This window comes from Cellulomonas marina, from assembly GCF_900111925.1.
GTDB lineage: Bacteria > Actinomycetota > Actinomycetes > Actinomycetales > Cellulomonadaceae > Cellulomonas > Cellulomonas marina.
This window is the reverse complement of record NZ_FOKA01000010.1, coordinates 17,563-42,498: the sequence shown is the minus strand read 5'-3', so window position 1 is coordinate 42,498 and position 24,936 is coordinate 17,563. Positions and strand designations below refer to the sequence as shown.

Here is a 24,936-nt window from a genome sequence, read left to right as displayed (position 1 = left end):
CTCGCGTTGCGTCGTGCTCGGGTCGCTCATGACTCACGCCATCGGGGTGCCGAAGACGGAGGGGTACCGCGCGACGACGGCCGCCCAGTCGTCGTCGTGCCGGACGCGCACCACCATCCAGCCGAGGTCCTCCAGGCGTTCGTGGGCGGCTGCGTCCCGCTCTCGCTGTGCCGCGGCGTCGTGGTCCGGGCCGTCGACGAACACGGCCACAGGGCCGGTGGGCAGGTCGAACACCAGGTCTGGGCGGGCCGTCGCGTCGGCGACCAGCACCTGGGCACGGTCGGGAAGGCGGTATGCGCGGGCGTCGAGCCAGTCGACGAAGTGGCGCTCCAGACCGGAGTCGGAGAGCGCATTGAGGGCCGCGCGCTGTTCCGCGCGCGACCGGCCACCGGCGCCCGCCGTGACGGTCGCGGTGGCCAAGCGTCGCAGCAGGTCGACGACGGAGTGCCGGTCGATCGAGGAATGCTCGTGCTGGTTGTTGTACGACAGCAGGCACTCGTAGCAGGCCAGCTCGCAGCGCTCCCCACCCGGGCCCCGGCTGCCGCCGAGGTCGGCTCCCATGGTCGGGTCGATGTGCACGATCTCAAGCGCGCGGGTGGCGACGCGGGCGAGCGCGCCGGGCTCGGCGACCAGCCGCCGCAAGACGCCGGCCCCACCCTCGGCCGCCTCCATCAGCAGCATGCGGCCGCGGCCGTCGGGGTCCGGTAGATCCTGGCTCTCCAGCTCGGAGTCCTCGAGCTGGAAGGTCTGCTCTGCGGCGCGTTCGAGTGCGTAGCGCAGGGTGACGGCTGTGGAGCGGTCGACCGGGGCGTCCAGTCGCAGCACCAGGATGTTGCGGCGGTCCTCGACGTACGGGATGACCCGCTGGACGTGGGACTTCACATCCTCGACGTCGACGAGTCCGTCCGCGTCCGGGGTGGCGTCGACGGCGTCCTTCTGAGTGGCCCACCGGCCGGTCAGGGTGTCCAGGAAGTAGCCGCGGACGTCCGGGTCCTTACGCCGGCGACGGCCGACGTTCGTGACCCGGATCGTCGCGCTGTCGCCGTAGGCCAGCGCAAGGACGGCGCTCCCGTCGGCCGCTGCCGCAACAGCGTCAACCCGGCCAGGCCGATCGCCGTGGTCGGTGAACCGGTAGGACGCCTCGAGCTCGTAGCCGGCGCGCCGACGTTCCTCCTCGTCGCTGCTGATCCGCTCGCGGCGCCGCGTGAAGACCGTCTGCAGCCGGAGCAGGCCATAGGTTCGTCCGCCCAGCTCAGCGCCGCAGGAGTCGCACACGTCGGTGCCGACGGTCGGTGCGTGGTGGTAGCCGCAGGCGGTGCAGCGGCGCGCCTCTTCGGTGGGAGTGGCGCCGCCGGGAGTGGTGGCCTGCGGGACCTGCACCCGCTCCACCTCGTAGCGAGCGCCCTCGTGGTAGATCAGCGCTCCGGGGCCGAACTCGCTGATCGCCAGGAATCGGGGGCGCTGCAGGTAGTCCCCGTCGCGCAGGCCGCGCCCTCCGGGGATGTACGCGGCGAGCGGGAGGCGAGGGAAGGAGTAGCCGGGGAGGAATCCTTCGGAGGCGAGGTACCGGTACGTGTAGAAGTCGGTCTGGCCCTTCTCGGAGTCCTCGTTACGCAGCAGGGCGAGCTGGTTCCTCGCCTCCCACGCGCGGCGGCCGGCTGCTTCGCGGTCGCGGCGCTGTGCGTGAGGGGCAATCGCCAGCTTGTTCTGCTCGGTGAACTCGGCGAGTGCCGTCAGGTACAGCGACCGCCACCGGTCCAGCGCCTGGTCGAGGCCGACCGCGGCGCGCTGCACCTGGTCGGCGACCCAGCCGTCGTACCACCAGGGCACCTCGTCGCGTGCCGCTGCCCAGGTGGCGCGCAGCTCGGCGAGCACCCCCTCGGCGCGGCGGGTGGCTTTGCGGGCGGCGTCGGGCTCGGTCAGGGCCAGCCAGATCTCCGGCAGGATCGTCAGGCTCGGGCGGTCGCCCGCGGCGTCGACCAGATCGGTGATCCGCGAGCGCATCGACTGGTCGGTTTCCGCCAGCCAGATCGCGTTGACGTGCGAGCGGATCAGGTCCTCGTTGGTGAGGTCCAGGCGGGGTGGGGCGACGGACCCGGCGACCATCTCGCGCGAGTGGCGGAAGTAGTACGTGTCGTGGGCGTTGCCGGTCGCGCAGTAGGTCACGACGAGTGCCGGCTGGCCGGAGCGACCGGCCCGGCCGGAGCGCTGGGCGTAGTTGGCCGGGGTGGGAGGCACGTTGCGCAGGCCGACCGCGTTGAGCGAGCTGATGTCGACGCCAAGCTCCATCGTCGGGGAGCAGAAGAGCAGCGGAAGGGTGCCCTCGCGGAAGGCCGCCTCGCGCTCCTCGCGGAGCTCACCGGGGACCTGGGCGGTGTGCTCCTTGGCGTTCAGGCCGCGCAGCCCTGCGGCGACCTGGGTGTACAGGTCGCGGAAGAACGGGTTGACCCGTACGGCCTGGTCGCTCGTGGTCGCCCGCCGCAGGGGGTCCTCCGCGCCCTTGCTGCCGTCCCCGGCGTGCCAGCGGATTGCCGATGCCTTGACCCGGTAGCCCGGCACGCCGTCCTCGACCGCCGCGCGGGCCAGGAGTCCGCCGTCGTCGCAGAGGACTCGCAGCAGGTCCTCGATCACGGCCTGTGCGTCGTCGGTGGTCAGGGTGGGACCCAGCGTGGTCGCGCGCTTGAGGTACCGGCCGAAGGCGGATCTCCCGGACAGGAACAGGTCGCCCCAGCCCTTGCGGGGCGTCGCCGTGCGCGGGTAGACGGTGCCGGTGGCGACCATCTGCTCGCTCTCGGCGAGCGCCCACGGCCCGGTGAGATGCTGGCCGGAGACCCGCTGGACCCGCTCGAAGCCCGTGGGGGTCAGGCACTCCACGTCGATCGCGAGCACGCGCCGCATCTCGTCGAGCAGGATGCGGGCGAGCTCGGCGCGGATCCCGGCTGGGGCGTCGCGGAGCTGAGGGACCCGGACGCCGTCCCAGAGCGCCTGGTCAGCGGCGACCTCGGTCAGGTCCTGGTAGTCCACCCGGAGCAGGCCGGTCTGCTCCAGGTTGGGCATGGTGATCCGCCATCCGCGCTGGAGGTCGGCGTAGATGCGGTACTCGATCACCGCGCGCAGCGCCCGGGCCGCCTCGTCGCGCGCGGAGAACTTGGCGTCCGGGTTCTGGGCGTAGTCGGCTGGAACGAGGCCGAGCGCATCGGCCACGTGCTGGGCGACAGCGTCGTGGGTGAGGCCTTCCGGATGGGCGAGGGCCGCCGTGTGCAGGGCACCGCGGAGCGAGGTGACCTGCACGAAGTCGTTGAAGTGGCCCGCCTGCAGAGACGCATCCTGGCGGTTGTCCACGAACGTCAGCAGCTTGCGTGCCGCGGGAGACAGGTCACCGGGCGGGAGCTGCTTCAGGGTCCTGACGACGCTCGCTGCGACCACGGTCATCGCTGAGGAGCGACCTTCCCGGTCGAGCGTCGCCAGCTTGGCGTAGTCGTTGCCCCTGACCTGCTCGTACGAGACGCCGCATCGCTGGCAGAACGTGAAGGGCGTCGAGATGAACCAGGCCCGCAGCCCCTCGCCGCGCTGCGCCTGGGTGCCGTCGGGAGCCACCCACACCTCGGAAGGCAGGTACTTCTGGCGAGTCGGCACCACCTCGGAGTGCCCGTCGGGAGCGACCTGGAGCCAGTGGTCCGGGACGCGGTCGGGAATCAGCGCCGGGTCCGACGGCCAGGGCAGGTCGCTCGAGACGTAGAGGTAGCCAGTGACCGCATCGCCGCCCGAAGCATCAGCATCCTGGCGCGGCAGGTAGGTCGGATCCGGCCCAGACGTCCGGGCGACGACGAGGTACTCCTGGCCGCACTCGCGGCAGAACCCGAGCGGCAGCAGGGCCTTCTCGGGATGGCCCGGAACCCGGAGCTGGTAGGTGCTGGTGATGTAGCGACGGTCCTCGTCCTCGAGGGAGACGTACACGGTGTCGCCCTTGGACAGGAACTGGTGCAGACGGAACGCGAAGAGTGGCCGGTCGGTGGTCAAATGGCGGACGGCGGAACCGGCGAGCAGCGTGGCCCGGATCGCTTCGGCCGTGACCTCCGGGGAGTGGCCGGTCGTCTCCGCCAGCAGGGCGGCCGCGGCCGTGACCGTGGTCGGCTCGCGGCGGACGATCCGGCCGGTCGACGGATCATCAGCCAGGCCGAAGGTGGTCTCGACCCACACGGCGAGCGGGTCGGCCGCGAGCCCGGCGTAGGACAACGATGCCCTCTGGACGCGCTGCTCGACGGCGCGGGCCAGGGCGGCGGCGTCGGGCGTCGGGCCGGTCGTGGCACGGGTGAGGGTCTCGCCGATCACCCGGTCTGCGGCGACGTCGGCGCCGAAGAGCCGGCTCGCGACGTCCGCGACGGCGGCCTTCTGGTCCGGGACGCTGGGGCCCGACGCCATCGTCGCCGACGTTCCCACCACCTGCAGCGAATCGCTCGCGCAGGCGTCCCGCAGCCGCCTCACCAGCATCGCCACGTCGGCGCCCTGCCGGCCTCGATAGGTGTGCAGCTCGTCGAGCACCAGGAACCGCAACCCCTTGGCCGCGCGGATGAGGTGGCTGCGCTCCTCGGGACGGGTCAGCACCAGCTCGAGCATCACGTAGTTGGTGAGCAGGATGTCCGGCGGGTTCGCCAGGATCTCCCGGCGCCGCTCGTCGGACTCCTGGCCCGTGTAGCGCGCGAACGTCACCGGGCCTCGGCCCTCCGCGTACCCGAACGTCAGGTACTTCTGCAGCTCGAGGGTCTGGGAGTTGGCCAAGGCGTTCATCGGGTAGACGACGATCGCCTTCACGCCCGGCGTCGGGTTCGGCGTGGCGTCACGCTCGCGCAGGACGCTGTCGACGATCGGGACGATGTAGGCGAGTGACTTACCCGAGCCGGTGCCTGTCGTCAGGACGTACGACTGGCCGCTCCGCGCCGCTTCGATCGCGTCCCGCTGGTGGCGGTACAGGTCGAGAGAGGTGCGGCCAGCGTCATCCGGACCCTGCTTGGCTCGGAAGATGCGCTCGGTCTCGGGATGGAGAAGCCCCTCGGCGACGAGATCGGCGACCGTGCCGCCGGAGGCGAACGCCGGGTTGAGGCTGAGCCACGGGTCTGGCCACTGGGCGCCGGTATCGAGCAGCTCGTTGACGTGTGCCGCGATGCGACGATCGCGAACGGGGACCGTGCCAGACGTGAAGGCGCGATAGTCCCTGATCAGGTCTTCCCTGATCGAGAACACGTCCACGTCGGTTTGCCCCTCTCCGCCGTTGGGGAGTCTGCCAGAGTGAGGCGAGGCCGTGGCCGGCCGCGCCGCGATTCACCCGCGCGCGCCGCGTCCAGCGCTTCGGCGTCGGCGGGCTACGCCATCCTTCTGACCATGGGCACGCTCTACAGCCCGCCGTGTTCCGACTCAGGGGTCACCTGGGCCGCTCGTGAGCAAGTCGCCAATTGGAGGGGTCGTGGGCTTCCTCGAGAAGGTGCTTTGGGTCGGCGGAGCCGCTGTGGTGGGCGCGGCGGTTCGGGGGTCCCGCAAGGCCGCCAGGGAGCACCAGCGCCGCGTCGGCTCGCCACTCTCCTTCGACGACGGCATCACAGAGCAGGAGTTCGCTCACATCGCCGAGACCGCCGCACGTGGCCTCCCGCGACTCGAGAGCGTTCATATCGACGGCATGACCTGCGCCGTTCGCGTGAGGTCGAACAGCGGGCTCTCTACCTGGACGGCGAGAGTCGACTTCAACGACTACGGGCACTTGACGGGCGCCTACTGGCTGAAGACGGAGAACGCGGACTCCATCATCCCCGAGCATCTCGCCGAGGTAATTCAGGCCGAGATCCGCGGTCGCTTGGCGTCGTCGCGCTCAGGAGGCTGAGTGCTTGAGGACTTCGACTGAACTCCCGACAAGGCCCGCAAGGAGGCATGAGCTCCGTTCCTCTGTGGGCGGCGAGTCGCTTCGCTCGTACAGCATGATCGGAGCGTGATTCCGCGCGTCTTCCACCCCGACGATCGGCCGGTTCCCCAGCTCGTCCACTTCGTAGGTCGTGCTCGCGGTGACGTGCGCCTCCCCGATGCCGTACGGGGCCTAAGTGCTGAGCAGCGGCTCGCGCAGATCCTTGGAGATGGCCTCCTGCGCGCGTTCCCGGTCCCCGGGACAGGCAGCACGCCTGTCACCTGCATGTCGGACATCTCGCCGGCAGACTTGGAGTCAGCTTTTCGCACGGGCCTCAACACACGAGGTCCGCTCGAGCCCTGGGCAGTCGTACTGCACCGGGATGGGATGTGGGGCGCTGGAGCCAGGCCTGTCTTCTACGCTGACTACGCTGATCTGCCTCAGGTACAACAGGCGCTGGAGAAGCGTGCGCCGGGTCGCGGGGCCCTCGCTCAGCGGATCGACATCACCACCTCCCGCTCCGACTGGACCCATGAGCGCGAGTGGCGGCTTCTCCCCCGGCACGGTCGAGACGGCATCGCCGTGTGGCCCCAACTCGATGCGGTGGTAGTCGATGTCGCGGGGTGGCAGCCACCGAACGTCGAACGCCACCCAGACGCATCCCGGGTCCATCGCTGGTGGTGGGACGGGGACCACCTAATCGACGACGGGTTCATCAACCAGACGACGGCATACTCCTAGATCGAGGTGTTGCATCGCTCGACAGATCAGTCCCCTGACCGTCTTGCAGGCAAGCTGGCCGCCGTCCGGTCCGCATCTAGTCCGCAACGTCCCGAGAATCGGCCCCAACCGATGAGAACCGTCGAAAGACGTCACCGCAGGTCAGCCCCGCTTTCGCCCCTCTAACCAGCCACCCCGCCCCCCGCCACAAGCGACTTTTAATCCGCGGGTTGTGGGTTCGATCCCCACGGGGCCCACCAGCACGTCGCTCGACGTCACCTACCGCTGCGACGGGTCACCCGCTCCTGCCCGCGACGGTCGTCACCACGTGCGCGTCGTCGCATCGGTCCTTCACGACGCGCGGACCGTGCTCGACCGTCGCCAGGGCGGCGATCGCCACCCCCGTGGTTCCGATCACGGGACCCAGCACGACGACCGCCGCCCGACGACCTACGTCTCCTCGATCGCGCGGATGGCGGCCTCGATCTCGTCGGCCCAGAACTGGGGGCGGTGCCGGCCGGCCGCGTCCAGCGCGGCGCGGTAGTCGACGAGGGCGGCGGCGTGCTCGCCGCCCGCGTGGAGGGCACGGGCCCGCTCGGCGAGCCCCCGGGCGAGCTCCTCGCCGGCGCCGGCCTGCTCGCGCACCAGCGCGAGCGCGTCGGAGACCAGGGGTACGGCCTCCCGCCAGCGACCCGCCGCCGTCAGCGACCGGGCCAGGGTGAGCATCACCGACTGGCGGAGGAAGTAGCGGTCGTCCGCGGAGACGGCGGGCACCTCGTCGAGGCGGGGCAGCTCGTCGAGGACCGAGCGGAGCTCCCCCACGGCACGGGCGGGGTCCGCGAGCAGGACGAAGCGCGCGAGCAGGACGCGTGCGTCGAGGAACCCGGCGGGATCGTCGACGGTGGCGTAGAGCGCGACGGCCCGCCGCAGGCTCGCCTCGCAGGCTTCCGCCGACCCGAGCCGCATCTCGGCGACGCCCAGCTGGAGGAGGGCACGGGCCTGCACCGCGACCGCTCGCACCTTCTCCGCCGCGGCGATCGCCGCACGTGCCGTCCGGCGTGCCTCGCGGTAGTCGAAGGTGACGTTGACCATCGTCCAGGCGATGCCGGTGCGTATCTCGGCCTCGGCGTGGTGGTCCCCGGCCGCCAGGGCCGCGGCGACCGCGATCGCGTGCACCTCGGGCCAGCCGCTCCAGGCCGTGTACCGGTTCGAGAACGGCAGGATCCGCGCGAGGTCGTCCAGCAGGACGCGGGGGTCCTCGACGGTCGCGACGGTCCGGAGCGCGGCGAGCCACCCGTCCGCCTCCTCCTGGAGCCACGCGTCCGCCGACGACGGCGAGAGCTCCAGCTGCGGCGGCGGACCGCTCCTCGGGGCGGGGAGGCCGGGTCCGGCGACGTGGCTCCCCGCGCGGGCAGCGGTCGTGACGTACCAGCGCGCGAGCGTCTCCGCGCCGGCGCGCTCCTCCTCCGGGTGCTCGTGCAGGCGCGCCCGGGCGAAGAGCCGCAGCAGGTCGTGCAGCCGGTACCGGGCGCGGTCGAGGGGCTCGAGCAGGCCGAGGTGGACCAGCTCCTCGAGCCCGTCGGCGGCGTCCTCCTCGTCCCGGCCCCGCACCGCGGCGGCAGCCGCCGCCGAGAACGACGCGGCCGGCAGCAGCGCCAGGTCGCGGAAGTCCCGCTGCTGCTCCTCGTCCAGGAGGGCGTAGGACGTCGCGAAGGCCCGCTCGACCTCCAGGTCCCCGGCCGTCAGGAGCCGGAGCCGCCGGTCGTCGGACCGCAGGCGGCTGATCATGTGGGCGGCGTCCCGCGCGGGCTGCGCCGCGACGCGCCCGGCGACGATCCGCAGCGCGAGCGGGAGGTCGCCGCAGAGCTCGGCGAGCGCGTCGAGGTCCGACGCCGCGCCCTGGCGCTCGGGGATCGCGGTGCGGAGGAACGCGGTGCTCCCGGCACGCGGCAGCGGCCCGACCCGCAGGTGCCGCACCCCCTCGAGGCCCGCCAGGCTCCGCCGCGACGTGGCGACCACCCGGGCGTCGCCCCCGGCGGCCAGCACGACGCGGACCTGCGACTCCGTCGCGGCGTCGTCGAGGACCAGGACGCGGGGGGCGGACCGCGCGACGTCGGCCCAGCCGGCCAGCGCCGCGTCGAACCCCGCAGGGACCTCGGGCGCCCCCGGCACCTGCCGCAGGAGGACCTGCAGCACCCCCAGCGGCGTGAGCGGACGCGTCGTCGCGCCGGCGAGGTTGACGAAGAGGGGCGCCGGCAGGTCCGGGAAGGCCCGGCGCACCGCCTCGAGGGCGAGCGAGGTCTTGCCCGCCCCCGGAGGGCCGCTGAGCACCACCGTCCTCCCGGCGCCCGTCCCCGCACCCGTGGCTGCACCCGTAGCCGCACCCGTGCCCGTGCCCCGCAGCAGGTCGACGAGGACCGCGAGCTCCTCCGCGCGCCCCGTGAAGTCGTCGGGACGGTGCGGCCGGGCCGACTCGACCGTCGGGCCCTCCTCGTCGGACCGCGCGCGCCGCACCGCCTCGACGAATCTCTCCCGCTCCGCCGGCCGCAGCTCGAGCCCGTCCGCGAGCGCCAGCACGGTCCGGCGCTGGGGGACGGCGCTCACGCCGCGCTCGATGTCCCCGATCGCGCGGTCGCTGACCCCCGAGCGCTCCGCCAGCGCCTCGAGCGTCAGGTCCCGGGCGAGCCGCTCGCGCCGGACCAGCTCGCCGATCGCGGTGGGAGCCGGCACGACGGACCCCTTCCTCCTGCGGTTCTTCCTGACGTCTTCCTGGTGCCCCGCCCCCTCGTCGCCCGACTGCAGGACCCCCGGGGCCCGGTCGGACGGGCCGCGGCAGACCGGCACCAGCAGCACGCCCAGCAGGCCACCAGCACCCGCCCGCACCGACCAGCAGGGAGACCGCCATGCCCACGACCGTCGTCCTCGTCCACGGCGCCTTCGCCGACTCCGCGAGCTTCGCCCCCGTCACACGCCTGCTGCTCGACGAGGGCCTCGACGTGCGGGTGCCGCCCGTGGCCAACCGCAGCCTCCTCGGCGACGCCGCCGCTCTCCGCCGCTTCGTCGAGCAGGTCGGCGGCCAAGTGCTGCTCGTCGGGCACTCGTACGGCGGTGCGGTCATCACGCAGGCCGGGGACGCGGACGCCGTCGTCGGGCTCGTGTACCTCGCCGGCTACGCCCTCGTCGAGGGGGAGAGCCTCGGCCAGCTCCAGGGCGGCTTCCCCGACTCGGACCTCGCGGCGAACCTCGTGTACCAGCAGTACCCCCTGCCCGACGGCACGGAGGGGACGGACGTGTCCGTGCGCGTGGACGCCTTCCCCGAGGTGTTCGCCGCCGGGGTCGACCCCGCGACCGCCCAGGTGCTCGCGGTCGGGCAGCGGCCGCTCTCGGCGCTGGCGTTCGGCGAGGCAGCGACGGTGGCCGCGTGGCGGACGAAGCCCGGCTGGGGCCTCGTCTCCGCGGCCGACCGGACCATCAACCCCGACGTCGAGCGCTTCGGGTACCAGCGCGCGGGCCTCGAGGTCGTCGAGGTCGCCGGGGCCCCGCACCTCGTCATGCACCAGAACCCGCAGGCCGTCGTCGACCTGATCCGCACGGCCCTCGCCGCCGTCGGCGGCTGAGCTCCACCGCTCGACGCCGACCATCCGTACCTCGCCACCGCACCTCGCCACCGCACCTCGCCACCGCACCTCGCCACCGCCCAGCACCTCACCACCGCCGCGCCCACCCATCCCGAGAGGAACCGCCGTGGCTGCCAACCCGCACGGCCTGTCGCTCGAGCCCGCCGCGCTCGCCTTCGCCGAGGCCACCGCGAACCCGCCCTACCTGTACGAGATGACCCCGGAGGAGGGCCGTACGACCGTCGACGCGGTGCAGGACTCGCAGGAGGGCAGGCCGCCCGTCGACGAGACCTGGCTCACCGTCGAGGGCGGCCCCACCGGCACCGTCCGCGTCCGCGTCGTCCGCCCCCCGGGCGCGACCGGCACCCTGCCGGTCATCCTCTACACGCACGGCGCCGGCTGGGTCTTCGGCGACGCGCACACGCACGACCGGCTGGTCCGCGACCTCGTCGTCCGCACGGGCGCCGCCGTCGTGTTCCCCGAGTACGACCGCTCTCCCGAGGCGCGCTACCCCGTGGCGAACGAGCAGTCCTACGCGACGGCCCGATGGGTCATGACCGCGGGCGTCGAGGTGGGCCTCGACGCATCGCGCATGGCCGTCGCCGGGGACTCGGTGGGCGGCAACATGGCGATCGCCCTGACGCTCATGGCCAAGGAGCGCGGGGACGTGTCGTTCGTCGCGCAGGTGCTCTACTACCCCGTCACGGACGCGGGCTTCGACACGCCGTCCTACCTGCGCTACGCCGACGGCTACTGGCTGTCCCGCACGGGCATGTTCTGGTTCTGGGACCAGTACACGACGAGCGAGGAGGACCGCGCACGGATCGACGTCTCCCCCCTGCGCGCCACGGCGGAGCAGCTCACGGGCCTCCCGCCGGCGCTCGTCGTCTACGCCGCGCACGACGTGCTGCTCGACGACGGCCTCGGGTACGCGGACCTGCTCCGCACCGCCGGGGTGCCGGTGACGCACGTGACGTACGCGGCGACGATCCACGACTTCGTCATGCTGGACGCGATGCACGACACGCAGGCGGCGCAGGCCGCCGTCGCACAGGCGGCCGCCTTCCTGGCGCAGGCGCTGGAGGGGTAGCGGACGACGCCGCGCGGCGCGGCCGGCACACCGCGCGGCGCCGGCCGCGTCCGCGCGCGCGGGTGAAAAATCCGCGGCCTGCACGGCCGGGTGCGGACGCCGAGCACTCACCCGGACGAGTGATGTGCTTTATTGGCGCTCCGTAGCCCACGACACGCGCCCCACCGCCTGGTGGCCAGCGCCGCGCACCGACCGTCCGGGGCTGCGCGCTGGAGGCGAGGCCGTGCACCCGGGCGAGGACCCTGGCGCCCCGACGGGGGCGCGCAGCGGGTCGTCCGCGGACCGCCTGCCCGATCCGCGCCCGGACCAGAGGCAGGACCAGCGCGTCGAGCAGCGCCTGCAGGACCGGCTCCACCGTGCGCTGCGCGACGGCGGCCTCGACGTCCACTTCCAGCCCTTCGTCGAGCTCGCGACGACGGCCGCCGTGGGGGTGGAGGCGCTCGCGCGCTGGCACGACGCCGAGCTGGGCAGCGTCCCGCCCACCCGGTTCGTCGCAGCGGCCGAGCGCAGCGGGCAGATCGTCGCGCTCGGCCGGCTGGTGCTGCGCCGCGCGTGCGAGGCCGCCGCGCGACTGGCCGACCCGGCCCGCCCGTTCTCCGTCAGCGTCAACGTCTCCCCCGCCGAGCTCGACGACGCCGGCTTCGTCGCCCACGTCGCCGCCACGTTGCGCGCCACGGGGCTGGCCCCGGGGAGCCTGTGCCTGGAGATCACCGAGACGGCGGTCATCGGGGACCTGCCGGCGACGGTCGCCCGCCTGCAGGAGCTGCGGGCGCTCGGCGTGACCGTGGCGCTCGACGACTTCGGCACGGGCTACTCCTCGCTCACGCTGCTGCGCCAGCTCCCCGCCGACGTCGTCAAGGTCGACCGTGCCTTCGTCCGGAACCTCACGACGGACCTGCGGGACGCGGTGCTCGCCCGGCTCGTGGTCGACGGCGCGCACGCGATGGGCCTGTCGGTGTGCGCCGAGGGTGTCGAGACCGCCGACCAGGCGCGGCAGCTCGTCGCCCTGGGGTGCGACCGCGCGCAGGGCTGGTTCTTCGCCCGCGCCCGGGACGCCGACGACCCCGCGCTGGGCGCCGCGTGGGCCGCCCGGCCGCTGCGGGACCGACCGCTGTCCGCGCGCCGGCCCGCCTTCCCGCTCGCGGGGCTCGACGAGCTCGTCCTCGTCACGGGCCCCGACGGCGAGGTGCGCTTCGCCTCGGCGGCCGCGCGGCGCCTGCTCGACCGCTCGCCGGGCGACCTCGTCGGGACCCCGGTCCAGGAGCACCTCACGCCGGACCCGGAGACGGGGATGCAGGCAGGCACGCAGACGGGCACGCAGGCGGGATCGCAGGCTGCATCACAGGCGCCCGCCGGCGGCCTGCCGGAGGGCACCGCCCGGTACCGCGTCGCCACGGCCGCCGGGGAACCGCGGTGGCTGCAGCTCTCGACGCAGACCCGGCGCGCCCCGACGGGCGAGCCGCTGGAGACGCTGAGCGTCGCGCGGGACGTGACCGACACCGCCCGGGCGCAGCGCCGGCTCGCGGACAGCGAGGAGCTGTTCCGCACGGCCTTCGACCAGGCCCCGACCGGCATGGCGATGACCACCCTCGAGGGCCGGTTCCTGCGCGTCAACGCCGCGTACGCCGACCTCGTCGGCCTGACGCCGGACGACGTCCTGCGCACCACCGTCGACGCGCTCACGGTCGAGGAGGACCGGGAGACGGACCGACGCAACCTCGACGAGCTGCGGGCCGGCTGCACCGACGTCCACGACCTGCGCAAGCGCTACCGCCACGCGGACGGGCACGCCGTCCCGGCCCGGGTCCGCGCGGCCCTCGTGACGCCCGACGGGGCCGAGCCGTACATCGTCGCGCACGTCCTGCCCGACGAGGTCGTCCTGCGCTGAGGCGTCCCGGTACCGCGGCGACAGGTCGCCCCGGGTGCGGACGCCCCGACGGCACCGCTCACCCACCCGCAGGTGTGGTCCGGCCTCGTCCCCCTCATCGGCCGCCACCGCCGCGCGATGAGGGTGCATGCCGACGCCCGGTCCGCCGGTCCCCCTGGGACCGAGGTCCCTTCCCGAGCCACCTGCCCGGCCCGCAACCCCCTGTCCGCACCCGTCGGGTGACGGTGGCGACGGCGACCTGTCGTACCCCTCCCCGAGGATGTGACCCGTGACCCGCAGAGCCCCTGGGCGCCCCGCGACCCCGCCGGGGCGGGCCGCGTGCTGCTGCTCGCGGCGGTGCTCGGGCTGACGGCGACGGTCGGCTGGGAGGTCGTGGCGTGGCTGACCGGGCGGCCGGACAGCACGGCGGTGTCCGCAGCCACGGCCCTGCTCAGCACAGCGCCGCTGGGGGTGTGCGCGTGGGTGGCCGCGCGCCGGGCCGACCGCGTGCCGGCGCCGGTCTGGCTCGCGCTGGCCGCCCTGCAGCCGCTCGCCGTCGCCGTCATGTCGATCACGGCCCGCGACGTGTCGGTCTCCGGGCAGCTGGGCTTCGCCTACCCGGCGGTGTTCGCGGCGTCGCAGTTCCGGCGCCGGGTGGCCGCTCTCGTCACGGCGGAGTGCGTGGTGGCGGACGCGGCCGTCGTGCTCACGCTGCAGCCGGTCGGGCCGGCTCTGCAGGACCTGCTGGTGGTCACGTGCGGCCTCGTCACCGTGGCGGGCGTCCTCGTGCTGTCCAACGCGCGGCAGGACGGGCTCGTCGCCCGGCTCGACGCGCTGGCCTCGCTCGACCCGCTGACGGGACTGGCCAGCCGGCGCGGCCTGGAGGACGCCGCCGCGCGGACGCTGGCCACGCTCCGCGCCGACGACCCCGCGGGCAGGCTCGTCGTCGGGCTCCTCGTCCTCGACCTCGACCACTTCAAGACGCTCAACGACACCTTCGGGCACCCCGTCGGCGACGCCGCGCTCGTGCACCTCGCGGACGTGGTCCGCGGCGTCGTCGGGCCGTCCGACGTCGTCGCGCGCCTCGGCGGCGACGAGCTCGCCGTCCTCGTGCGCGGCACGCCGGGGACCGTCGACGCCCGCGCCGTCGCCGTGCACGCGGCCGTCACGGCCACCGAGCTGCCCCACGTGGGGCGCTGGCCCCTGTCCGTCAGCGTCGGCTACGCGTGCGCCGCCCCGCACCGGGCCTCCTTCGGCTCCCTCTACCGCGCCGCCGACGAGGCGCTCTACCGCGCCAAGCGGCAGGGCCGGGATCAGGTCGTCGCGGCCGGGCCCGTCCTCGACGACGAGCCGCCGCCGGCCCCCGGCTCCGACCAGGGCCCGTTCCCGCCGGCGACGAAGGTCCCAGGCGTGCCGTCCCCGGGGCCCTGACGCTGGAGGCATGACCCCCACCGCCGCGGCCCCCACCGCCGCGCCCCGCACCAGCACGACCTCCAGCACCACCTCCACCGCCGGGCTCGCCGCGGTCCCGCGCCGCCGCGGGACCGCCCGCGTCGTCGCGGTGATCGCCGTCGTCGCCGGCGCCCTGCTCGTCCTCGCCGGCGTCCTCACGTGGGCCGGGGTCGCCTCGACGCTCGCCGCGGAGGACGTCACCGTCTCCGCCGACGCCGCCACCCTCGCCGGAAGGCCGGTCACCACCCCCTGGACCGCCTGGGTCGAGGCCGACGTCATCGCCGGGCACGCGCTCGACGCCACCGGCGGACGCACCTACGCGGAGCTGGACCGCGAGGACCCGCTGCGCGCCGTCGCCATGGACGCCTCCTTCCTGCGGGCCTCCCTGTTCACCTCGGTCGTCGCCTTCGGCGTCGCGGCCCTCGTCGCCGGGGTCGGGGTGCTCGTGGCGATGCTCGGCGCCGCGCTCCTCGTCGTCGAGCGCCGCCTCCCCCCGCTGCCCGCCCGCGTCCGCGTGCCGAAGGTCGACCCCGAGTTCGTCCTCGTGCACGCCTGACGCCGGCCCGGCCCGGCACCCCGACCTCGGCGCCCGGACCTCGGAGCCCGGACCTCGGAGCCCGCACGCCGGAGCCCGGACCCGGTGGTGCGCCAGGCCCGACGAGCGCTACCGCAGCGCCCAGGACACCTGAGCCACGGCGTTGCGGGTCCCGTCGAACCACTCGACCCGGACCCGGTGCGAGCCGGCGGTCAGCGTCCGCGACGCCGTGAAGGTCTGCACGGCGTGCGTGTACCAGCGGTCGAGGAGCAGCACGTCGTCGACCCACAGGCGCACGCCGTCGTCGGCGGTCACGGTGAACCGGTACGTGCCCGCCGTCGCGACGCCGAAGGTCCCCGCCCAGCGCGCGGAGAACTCGTCGGGCCCGACGCCGGGCGGTGAGCCCGCGCCCCAGTCGTGCGCCAGGGGTGCCGCCTCGCAGGACACGGAGACGGGCGCCCCGCTGAGGGACCGGTTCGCGAAGTACTCCGCCCGGTACTGACCGGCGGGGCACGCCGCCGCCGGCGCGAAGGTCGCGGTGAGGGTCTGCGTCGCGGCGGTCGCGACGACGCCGTGCGTGCGCGCGCCCCCGTCCGACCAGGAGGTGAACGTCCGGCCCAGCCCGGCCAGCGTCTGCGGGCTCGGGGTGGTGACGCTCGTCGTGCCGCCGAGCAGGACCGTCGTCGTCAGCGGCGAGGGGCCGGTCCGCTCGCCGACCGTGACCTGCAGCCCGGGCGGCTGCGTCGTCACCGTCAGCGCGGTCGTCCGCGGCTCCAGGCGCCGGACCGTCGTGGCGGCGTTCCCCGCCGCGTCCGTGGCCGTCAGCCGCAGCTCGAGGTGCGCGGGGTACTCGTGGTCCGGTGCGACGAAGCTCCCGGACGCGGTCCCCGTCCAGCTCTGCACGGGGTGCGCGTGGCAGGCGTCGGGGCAGTGCTGCAGCACGAGCTCCCAGCGCAGGGCGGACGCGGGCAGCGCGCCCTGCTCCGGGTCGCGGGCGCCGCCGCTGAACGTCACGGTCTGGCCCACCTGCCACGTCGAGGTCGCCGACGGCGTCGTCACCGTCGGCACGGGCGGCGCGTCCACCGGCGCCCACCCGACGGCGAGGCTCGCCTTCCCGGTGGCGTCGAACCACTCGACCTGGACCTGGTGCGGGCCCGCCGTGAGCGCCCGCGTGCCCGTGACGGTCGTCGCGGACTGCGTCACCCACCGGTCGACGACGACCACGCCGTCCACCCGCACCCGCACGCCGTCGTCGGCCGTCGCCGTGAAGCGGTAGGAGCCGGCGGTGGGCACGTCGACCGTGCCCGTCCAGCGCCCCGAGAAGCCGTCCGTCGGCAGCCCCGCCGGGGCGCCGTACGCCCAGTCGTGCCGCAGCGGCGCCGCCTCGCAGGCCGTCACCGCGGGCACGCCGGTGAGGGTGCGGTTCGCGAAGTACTCCGCGCGGAAGGAGCTGGCGGGGCAGCCCGTCGTGCTGGGGTCGGGCACCACCCGGCGGATCGTGCCCCCGACGAGGTCGACGTAGTGCAGCACCCCGGCCGGCGACACCTCGAGCTGCACGGGCCCGGCGGCGGCGGTGACGAAGGGCCGCACCTGTGTGCGGTCGGGCAGGCCGTCGGCACCACGCGGCACCACCCAGATGCACGCCCGCGAGTAGTCGGAGACGAACAGCGCGCCGTCCAGCGCGTCCGGGTAGGGCCCGGTCGACGAGGCGAAGGCCAGCCCCGAGATCGACGAGCCGCCCGCGGCGTCGCAGGTGTCGGCGGCGGACAGCCGCACCCCGTGCTGGTAGCGCAGGTACGGCGTCGTGTCGGCGTCGGGCTGGGTGTAGAGGCCCTCGCAGAGCCGCAGGTCGGCGGCGTCGAACCGGGGCTGGCGCGCGTCGCCCTCGTAGCAGGGCCAGCCGAGGTTCGTCACGGCGGCCTTCGGCGCCACGACGCGGTTCACCTCCTCCCACGTGTTGGCGCCCACGTCGGCGATCCAGAGCTCGTCCGTGCCCGGCCGGACCACGCTCCGCAGCGGGTTGCGCAGGCCGTGGGCGACGATGCGCCGGGCGTTGGCGTCGGTGGCGGCGCGGCCCGGGTTGTCGGGCATCGCCAGGCCCGTGTCCGGGGAGACACGGACGACGGACCCGGACAGCCCGGTGGGGTCGGCGGTCGTGCGCACGTCCTGCGCCCGCAACGACCCGCCCTCGGCCGTCGGCGGGGCCAGCACCGCACCGGTCGCGCCGCCCGGGTCCCCGCACGGGTTGGTCGGCGACCCGTCCTGGCCGTAGTCGGTGAAGGTGAAGCTGGCACCGTCGCCCCCGGAGACGTACAGGGCCCCGTCGCGACCGATCGTCACGTCGCCCATCGAGTGGCTCGGGTACTGCTGGCACCAGTCGTGGACGAGGTCGGTCCTCGTCGTCGTGGTGCCGGAGAGGGTCAGCCGCGCGAGCTTGCCGCTGACGACGCAGCCGTCCGCCGTCGCACCGGGCGGGGAGGGGCACGGGTCGCTGTCGGCGCCGGGCGTCCCCCAGCGCGGCGCCGTACCGCCGACCGGGCCGTCGAAGGTGTAGGTGACGTACAGGTACGGCCGCGTCGGGAAGGCCGGGTCGACGGCCAGCCCCAGCAGTCCGCGGTCCCAGAAGTTGTGCACCTCCGTGCGCAGGTCGGCGACGCGCGTCGGCGTGGTGTCGCCCGGCCCGTCGAACATGACGACGGTCCCGCGCTTCTCGGCGACGAAGACCCGGCCGTCGGGCGCGAACCGCACGACCGTCGGCTGCACGAGGCCGCGGAACGCGACCTGCTCCACGTACCCCGCCGGGACGGTGGCCGCGGCGGCCGTCCCGACCGGCGCCCCGCCCGTCGGTCCGGGGACCGCGACCGGCAGGAGCGCCGCGAGCGCGGCCAGGAGGAGCACGACGGCCGCACGGGCGCGAGGGGTCCAGCGGCGCGCGGGGCGGCCACCAGGGAGACGAGCGTTCACAGGAGGTCCTTCACCCGGACGGGGGACAGTGCCTCCCGGGTCCGGGAGCGGGGCCCAGGGTGGCGTCCGGCGGTTCGCGCGGCCAGGGTGGTGACCCCTGTCAGGGCCCTCGGTCACGAAGATCACCCGGACGTGTCACAGCGCCTCCCACCTGCGCGTCCTCCCCTCGACGGCCCCTCGCGGGGCGAGGCCGCGGCCGGGACGTCGGCGGGAACGCTCCCACCCCGCTGCCAGGTCTCGGTCCGGCAACGATCCGCCCGTGACGGGCACCACGCCCGTCGGCCGGTGGCACAGTGGGGGACGACCGGACGGGCAACGGCGCCCGCCCGGACCTCCCGCCGGCGCGTCGCCCCGCCGCCGGCGCGGAGGGCGGCGCCCGCCGGGCCGACGGACGACGAGGTCCGCCGGCCTGCGGGGACCGCGCCCCGGCGCTCGGACCTCGTCGGCTGCCGCTGGCGGTCAGGCCCCGCCCGGCCCCTGCTGCTGCCGGTCGGGGCGGCCCGCGAGCCACCGGCGGTCGTCGTTGACGTAGGCGTAGAAGAACCCGACGAGGAGCCCGCCGCCGACGTAGTTGCCGAGCAGCGCCAGGCCGACGTTGCCCAGGGCCGGCCCGACCGCGATCCCCTGCTCGAGCCCGACGATGGCGAACAGGACCGTGTTGGCCACCGAGTGCTCCAGCCCGAGGAAGGCGAAGACGAACACCGAGGCGATCATGACGACCGCCTTCGTCAGGTCGTCCTTGATGAGACCGTTGTAGACCAGGAGCATCGCGATGTTGATGCAGAAGTTGCACAGCGCCGCGCGCACGAGCAGGTCGGCCCAGCCGCCCGGCCCGTCGGTGGCGTACGCCAGCTTGTGCTCCACGGCCGCGACCATCTCGGCCAGGACCGGGCCGTCCGTGAGCGTGGACACCCGCAGCAGCGCGGCGACGACGAGCCCGCCCAGCGCGTTGCCCAGGTAGCACAGGCCGAGCAGCCGCAGCGCGTGCCCCCAGCCGGTGCGCCGGTGGTAGGCGCCGACGGAGACGATCATCATGTTCGAGGTCAGCAGCTCCGAGCGCGACCAGTAGATGAAGACGAGGGCGAATCCGAAGACGACCGCCCCGACGAGCCGGCCGATCGGGCGCAGCGTCGTCGGGTCCCCCGCCGCTCCCCCGCCGACCGCGACGGCGTCGAACGCCGCGACCACGGCGTAGTGCGTGACGTAGAAGATCCCGATGAGGAACCCCGCCATGGCGGCACGCTGGAGGTAGCGGCGCGCCATGGCGCCGGACAGCGTCGTCTTCGTGACCAGGGCCTCGAGCACCGTCGAGACGAAGACGCGGCCCGGGAACAGCTGCAGCGGATCGCTCACGGGCACACCGTGGCACGCGAGGCCTACAGGAGCGCGGTGATCGCGTCCGTCGCGCGTCGCAGGAACGCCGCGACGACCTCCCGGTCGTGCGCGGACAGGGCCTCCTCGGCCTCGGCGAGGCCGGTGAACATGGGCACGAGGTGCGCCACGACCTCCGCGCGTCCGCTGGGGGTGACGACGACGCGGGTCCGCCGGCGGTCGTCGGGGTGGGGCTCGCGGACCACGTGGCCCCGGCGCTCCAGCCGGTCGACGATGCCGGACGAGGCCGCCGACGTCACGTGCAGCCGCTTCGCGATCTCGACCGGGCCCAGGGGCTCGGCCATGAGGTGCTCGAGGGCCTCGAGCTCCGAGGACGACAGCCCGGCGCGCGCGGCGACCGCCGGACCGACGGCACCGGCGACGCCGATCATGCGCCGCAGCTCCTGCAGCACCTCCGACCCCCGCATGCGGTCCTCGAGCGATTGCGTCCCGTCCGCCACTCGCCCTACCCTCCATCTCGTTCAGGAGATTGCTCACCTGATGACATACCCGCTGAGCGTACCGAGGAGATCGTCACATGGACCGGATCGTGCGCACCATCGTGGGGCGTCGGGCGTCGCTGCTCGTGGTGGTCGTCGCCACCCTCCTCGCGGCGTTCGGCTTCGCCACCGGCGCCGACACAGGCAGCACGTCCGCGCAGTACCCGGACGCCCAGCTCCCCCGCGGGGCCGAGAGCACGTCCGCGACCCTGCGCCAGGAGAGCCTGCCGACCGCCGACACCTCCGCCGCCGTCGTGCTGTTCACCGCCGACTCCGGGACGCTCACGCCCGACGACCTGGCCGCCGTCGGCGAGCGGGTCGGCGCGCTGACCGGCGTCGTCGAAGGGGCGCAGGCCTCCCCGCTGATCCCCAGCGAGGACGGGTCGGCCGCGATCGTCACGCTGGCCCTGCCCGCGACGTCGGCCTCGACGCTGTCCGAGGAGGTGGCCGAGCTGCGCGCGACGGCCCGCGACGGCCTCCCGGACGGTGTCACCGCGCAGCTCACGGGCCCGGCCGGCATCCAGGCCGACCTGGCCGAGGTCTTCGAGGGCGCCGACTTCCGGCTGCTGGGGGCCACCGCGCTCGTCGTCGCCGTCCTGCTCGTCGTCACCTACCGCAGCCCCGGGCTGTGGGTGGTCCCGCTGCTCACGGTGGGGATCACGGACCGCCTCGCGTCGATCACCGCGGCCGGTGTCCTCGACGCGGCCGGCCTGCCGCTCGACGAGTCCACCACGGGGATCCTGTCGGTCCTCGTCTTCGGCGCGGGCACCGACTACGCGCTCCTGCTCATCTCCCGCTACCGCGACGAGCTGCGGCGCGAGGCCGACCGGTTCAGGGCCATGCGGCACGCGCTGCGACGGACCGCGGAGGCCGTGCTGGCCTCCTCGTCGACCGTCGTCCTGGCCGCCCTCGCCCTCCTCCTCTCGCTCACGCCCGGCACGCGCGCGCTCGGCCTGGCCAGCGCGGTGGGCATCGTGCTGGCGGCGTTCGCCGGCCTCGTCGTGCTGCCGGCGCTGCTGGTGCTGTTCGGGCGGTTCATCTTCTGGCCGCTGGTGCCGCGGGTCGGGGACGCGGCGACGACCGAGCGCCGCACGGTCTGGTCGCGCGTGGGCGGGCTCGTCGGCCGCCGTCCCGCCACCCTCGCCGTGGCCACCGTCGCGCTGCTGGCCGCCCTGTCGTCCGGCGCGCTCGGCATCCGCACCGGCCTGTCGGACGCGGACCAGTTCACGCGGACGCCCGAGGCGATCTCCGCCGCCGAGCGGCTCGGGGAGTCCTTCCCGGCCGGCGCGTCGGACCCGGCGATCATCATCACGACGCCCGCCCAGGCGGCGACCGTCGAGACGCTGGCCGCCGGCGTGGCCGGGGTCGACGCGGTCGGCGAGGCCGGCCGCACGGACGACCTCGTCCGGCTCGACGCGGTGCTCGCCGCCGCCCCGGGCTCGGCCGAGGCCCGCGACACCGTCGTGGCGCTGCGCGAGGCGCTGGCCGACGTGCCCGCCACCGACGTCGGCGGCTCGGACGCGCAGTCCGTCGACGAGCGCGCCGGCGCCGTGCGGGACCTGACCGTCATCGTGCCGGTGGTGCTGGCGCTCGTCCTGCTCGTGCTCGTGGGGCTGCTGCGATCGCTGCTGGCGCCCGTGCTCCTCGTCGCCACGGTCGTCGGCACCTTCGTCGCCAGCCTCGGGCTGTCCTGGTGGGTCTTCTCCGGGCTTCTGGGCCAGGACGCGCTCGACGTGCAGGTGCCGCTGCTGAGCTTCCTGTTCCTCGTCGCGCTGGGCGTGGACTACAACATCTTCCTCGTCACCCGCGCCCGGGAGGAGGCCGCCCACCACGGGACGCGGACGGGCGTGCTGCGGGCGCTCACCGCGACCGGCGGGGTCATCACGAGCGCGGGCGTCCTGCTGGCTGCGGTCTTCGCGGTCCTCGGCGTCCTGCCGCTCGTGGTCCTGGCGCAGATCGGCACGGTCATCGGCATCGGCGTCCTGCTCGACACCCTGCTGGTGCGGACCGTGCTGGTGCCGGCGCTGGCCGTCTGGCTCGGCGACCGGTTCTGGTGGCCGGGCCGCCCGCCGCGCGGCGACCACGGGCGCCACCACGGGAGCCACGACGGGAGCCGTGACGGCCGCCGCGAGGGGCGGTCCCCCGCCGTCGCCGCCGCCCCACCTGTTGCAGGGCTCACAGACCGGTCCTAGCGCCCCCCGTCAGGCCGTGGGCACAGGGGTCCCGGCCGGGGCGCGAGGGAGCGGTCATGAGTGCGACGACGCAGGACCAGGGGGCGCAGCCCGAGGCGGTCCGCAGCCTCATCCCGGCACGGCTCGACCGGCTCCCGTGGACGCGGTTCCACTGGATGGTCGTCGTCGGGCTCGGGGTGTCGTGGATCCTCGACGGGCTGGAGGTCCAGCTCGTCGCCGACGTCGGCTCCATCATCACCGAGCCCGAGAGCGGGCTGGGCATCCCGGCGGCGCAGGTCGGCCTGCTCCCGTCCGTGTACCTCGTCGGGCAGGTCGTCGGGGCGCTCGTCTTCGGGCGCATGACCGATCGGCTCGGGCGGCGGCGGCTGTTCATCCTCACGCTGACGATCTACCTCGTCGGCAGCGGGCTGGCCGGTCTCTCCTGGGACCTCTGGTCCTTCATGGCGTTCCGCTTCATCGCCGGCATGGGCATCGGCGGCGAGTACACGGCCATCAACTCCGCGATCGACGAGCTCATCCCGGCGCACTACCGCGGCCGCGTCGACATCGCCGTCAACGGCACGTACTGGGGCGGCGCGCTCATCGGCTCCCTCGGAGCGCTCGTGCTGCTCAACCCGGACCTCGTCCCCATCTTCTGGGGCTGGCGCCTGTGCTTCTTCCTCGGCCCGGTGCTCGGCCTCGTCATCATCTACGTCCGCCGGCACATCCCCGAGTCCCCCCGCTGGCAGCTCACGCACGGGTACGCCGACGAGGCCGAGCGGACGATCACGGGCATCGAGGAGACGGTGGAGCACCAGGGCGGGAAGCTGCCCCCGGTCGACGAGAGCAAGGCCATCGAGGTCGTCGGCGAGAAGTCGATCCCGATCGCCCGCGTCGCGCGGATCATGTTCCGCGAGTACCCGCGCCGGGCGGTCCTCGGCGCGACGATGATGATCACGCAGTCGTTCCTCTACAACGCGATCTTCTTCTCCTACGCACTGGTGCTGAAGTTCCACTTCGACGTGCCGTCCGAGAGCGTCCCGCTCTACTTCATCCCGTTCGCGTTCGGGAACCTGCTGGGGCCGCTGCTGCTGGGGCACCTGTTCGACGTGTGGGGCCGGCGCAAGATGATCCTGCTGACGTACGGCATCTCGGCGGTCGTGCTGGCGCTGGCCGCGGTGCTGTTCAGCGCCGGCGCTCTCACCGCGGTGACCCAGACCGTGCTGTGGTGCGTCTGCTTCTTCTTCGCCTCCGCCGGGGCCTCGTCCGCCTACCTCACGGTCAGCGAGATCTTCCCGCTGGAGCTGCGCGGGCAGGCCATCGCCTTCTTCTTCTGCATCGCCCAGCTCTCCGGCGCGGTGGCCGCCGGGGTGTACGCGAGCCTCGTCGGGGACGGGTCGGAGCGCGGGCCGCTCACCGCGGGGTACTTCCTCGGCGCCGGGCTCATGCTCATCGGCGGGCTCGTCGCCTGGTTCATCGGGATCAACGCCGAGCGGCAGTCGCTCGAGGACATCACCGACCCCGTCACGTCGACGAAGCGGCGGGGTGCGGTGCGCGCGGAGGGGGCCCACCCCTCGGCCCGCTGAGAGCCGAGCGGCTGCGAGAAAGGTCACCCGAACGGGTCAATACGGGCCGAGCCGGTGCCGATGTACGCTCCAGGCCCAACCCGGTCGCGGTCCCCGCCGTCGACGTCGCGTGGTGGCAACCCCCGCTCACCACGGACGTCCTGGGAGACCCTGTGTCGCTCTTCGCACCCCTGCCCGACCCGACGCTCGAGCCCGCGCTGGGCCCGGTCCTGGGCGCCTCCTCGGACACCCCGTCGGACACGGCTCGGGACACGGCTCCGGGCTACGCGGCCGACCGCGCGCCGCACCGCCCCGGGGCGTCGGCCGCCCCCGCCGCCTGGCTGGCGACGCCCGACCCGCTGCCGCTGCCCACCGGTCCGTGGGGCGTGACCGAGGCGCTGCTCGCGCTCGACGAGGCGCGCCTGGCCCTGCCGGGCATCAGCCCCGACGTGCAGGTGGTCAGCGCCCTGACGACGGTCGTCCTGCGCTGCGGCGACGAGGCCGTCAAGGTCTACCCGCCGGGCACGGACCCGACCCACCTGAGCCGGACGGCCGCCGCCCTGGCCGGGTCGCGCACGGCCCTCCTGCCGACCGCCGGTCCCGTCATCACGTCGTGGGGCGTCGTGACCGTGCAGCCGTGGCTGACCAGCACCGGCCCCGTGGACTGGGCCCGGACGGGTCGGCTGCTCCAGCGCTTCCACGCCGCGCACGCCGACGCCGACCTGCCCGCGTGGCAGCCGCTGCGGCGCCTCGCCCCGCAGGTCGCGGACCTGCCCGACGAGGCGGCGGCCGTCCTGCTCGCGGCGCGCGACACGCTGCTGGCCGAGCTCGCACGGCTCGACTCGCCGCTGGGGGTCGGGGCCGTCCACGGCGACGTCTCGCCCATGAACCTGCTGCGGCACGGCCGTCGGCCGGTGCTCATCGACCTCGACTTCGCGGCCCGCGCCCTGCGGGAGTACGACCTGGGCAGCGCGGCGCGGCGGGCGGACACGGGCGAGCTCGACCCGGAGACCTACCTCGCGTTCTGCCGCGAGTACGGGCACGACGTGCGCGGCTGGGACGGCCGCATCGTCCTGGACCGGATCGCGGCGCTCGGCGGCGTCGGTTTCCGGCTCTGGGACTGCCGCCGCCAGGGCGACGGGTCGCTCGCCTGGCTCGACGACGCCGTCGCGGAGTGGCGCACCCCGCTCTGAC

General features: G+C 74.4%; 15 protein-coding genes. 9 read left to right on the top strand and 6 right to left on the bottom strand.

The features are described 5' to 3' along the window. Positions 1-33: 33 nt before the first annotated feature. On the bottom strand, positions 34-5,247 hold the full coding sequence (locus BM048_RS11640) for a DEAD/DEAH box helicase (RefSeq protein WP_090033305.1): 5,214 nt from the start codon (positions 5,245-5,247) through the stop codon (positions 34-36). Between the two features lie 214 nt (positions 5,248-5,461). Between BM048_RS11640 and BM048_RS11635 the strand changes: the two genes are divergently transcribed. Then, positions 5,462-5,872 carry a hypothetical protein gene (locus tag BM048_RS11635; RefSeq protein WP_090033303.1) on the top strand — a complete coding sequence of 137 codons (411 nt, stop codon included), beginning with the start codon at positions 5,462-5,464 and terminating at the stop codon, positions 5,870-5,872. Between the two features lie 1,033 nt (positions 5,873-6,905). Here the strand turns inward: BM048_RS11635 and BM048_RS18960 are convergent. Together BM048_RS18960 and BM048_RS11625 are read right to left on the bottom strand one after the other, a co-directional pair. Beyond that, on the bottom strand, positions 6,906-7,028 hold the full coding sequence (locus tag BM048_RS18960) for a hypothetical protein (RefSeq protein WP_275407341.1): 123 nt from the start codon (positions 7,026-7,028) through the stop codon (positions 6,906-6,908). 32 nt (positions 7,029-7,060) lie between these two features. After that, entirely contained in the window at positions 7,061-9,340 is a 2,280-nt protein-coding gene (locus BM048_RS11625) for a helix-turn-helix domain-containing protein (RefSeq protein ID WP_175499521.1), read from the bottom strand. Between the two features lie 173 nt (positions 9,341-9,513). On the opposite strand from BM048_RS11625, the gene BM048_RS11620 reads away from it, so the two are divergent. The 5 genes from BM048_RS11620 to BM048_RS18785 all read left to right on the top strand — a co-directional run bounded on the left by BM048_RS11620 (position 9,514) and on the right by BM048_RS18785 (position 15,192). Further along, the gene (locus BM048_RS11620; RefSeq protein ID WP_090033298.1) at positions 9,514-10,227 is read left to right on the top strand and encodes an alpha/beta fold hydrolase; all 714 of its coding nucleotides are present in this window, start codon (positions 9,514-9,516) and stop codon (positions 10,225-10,227) included. Between the two features lie 127 nt (positions 10,228-10,354). Continuing rightward, positions 10,355-11,317 carry an alpha/beta hydrolase gene (locus BM048_RS11615; RefSeq protein WP_090033297.1) on the top strand — a complete coding sequence of 321 codons (963 nt, stop codon included), beginning with the start codon at positions 10,355-10,357 and terminating at the stop codon, positions 11,315-11,317. A 223-nt stretch (positions 11,318-11,540) separates the two neighbouring features. Then, positions 11,541-13,205 (top strand): sensor domain-containing phosphodiesterase, encoded by a 1,665-nt coding sequence (locus BM048_RS11610; RefSeq protein ID WP_175499520.1) that lies wholly within the window; start codon positions 11,541-11,543, stop codon positions 13,203-13,205. A gap of 261 nt (positions 13,206-13,466) precedes the next feature. Beyond that, entirely contained in the window at positions 13,467-14,615 is a 1,149-nt protein-coding gene (locus tag BM048_RS11605; protein ID WP_090033294.1) for a GGDEF domain-containing protein, read from the top strand. 10 nt (positions 14,616-14,625) lie between these two features. Continuing rightward, positions 14,626-15,192 carry an aromatic ring-opening dioxygenase LigA gene (locus BM048_RS18785; protein ID WP_239078821.1) on the top strand — a complete coding sequence of 189 codons (567 nt, stop codon included), beginning with the start codon at positions 14,626-14,628 and terminating at the stop codon, positions 15,190-15,192. Positions 15,193-15,300: 108 nt separating this feature from the next. Here BM048_RS18785 and BM048_RS11595 read toward each other — a convergent pair whose 3' ends face one another. From BM048_RS11595 to BM048_RS11585, 3 genes are all read right to left on the bottom strand, one after another. Continuing rightward, a complete protein-coding gene (locus BM048_RS11595; protein ID WP_175499519.1) occupies positions 15,301-18,135 on the bottom strand; it encodes a PA14 domain-containing protein in 2,835 nt (944 codons plus the stop codon). Between the two features lie 459 nt (positions 18,136-18,594). Beyond that, positions 18,595-19,488, bottom strand: a complete 894-nt coding sequence (locus BM048_RS11590) for a formate/nitrite transporter family protein (RefSeq protein ID WP_175499518.1) — start codon at positions 19,486-19,488, stop codon at positions 18,595-18,597. Positions 19,489-19,511: 23 nt separating this feature from the next. Continuing rightward, a complete protein-coding gene (locus BM048_RS11585; RefSeq protein ID WP_090033418.1) occupies positions 19,512-19,934 on the bottom strand; it encodes a MarR family winged helix-turn-helix transcriptional regulator in 423 nt (140 codons plus the stop codon). A gap of 110 nt (positions 19,935-20,044) precedes the next feature. Between BM048_RS11585 and BM048_RS11580 the strand changes: the two genes are divergently transcribed. From BM048_RS11580 to BM048_RS11570, 3 genes are all read left to right on the top strand, one after another. Continuing rightward, a complete protein-coding gene (locus tag BM048_RS11580) occupies positions 20,045-22,198 on the top strand; it encodes an MMPL family transporter (RefSeq protein WP_090033291.1) in 2,154 nt (717 codons plus the stop codon). A gap of 56 nt (positions 22,199-22,254) precedes the next feature. Continuing rightward, a complete protein-coding gene (locus tag BM048_RS11575; protein WP_090033290.1) occupies positions 22,255-23,763 on the top strand; it encodes an MFS transporter in 1,509 nt (502 codons plus the stop codon). Positions 23,764-23,915: 152 nt separating this feature from the next. Then, positions 23,916-24,935: a protein kinase family protein gene (locus BM048_RS11570; RefSeq protein ID WP_090033289.1), complete on the top strand. Its 1,020-nt coding sequence runs from the start codon at positions 23,916-23,918 to the stop codon at positions 24,933-24,935. Position 24,936: the final 1 nt, after the last annotated feature.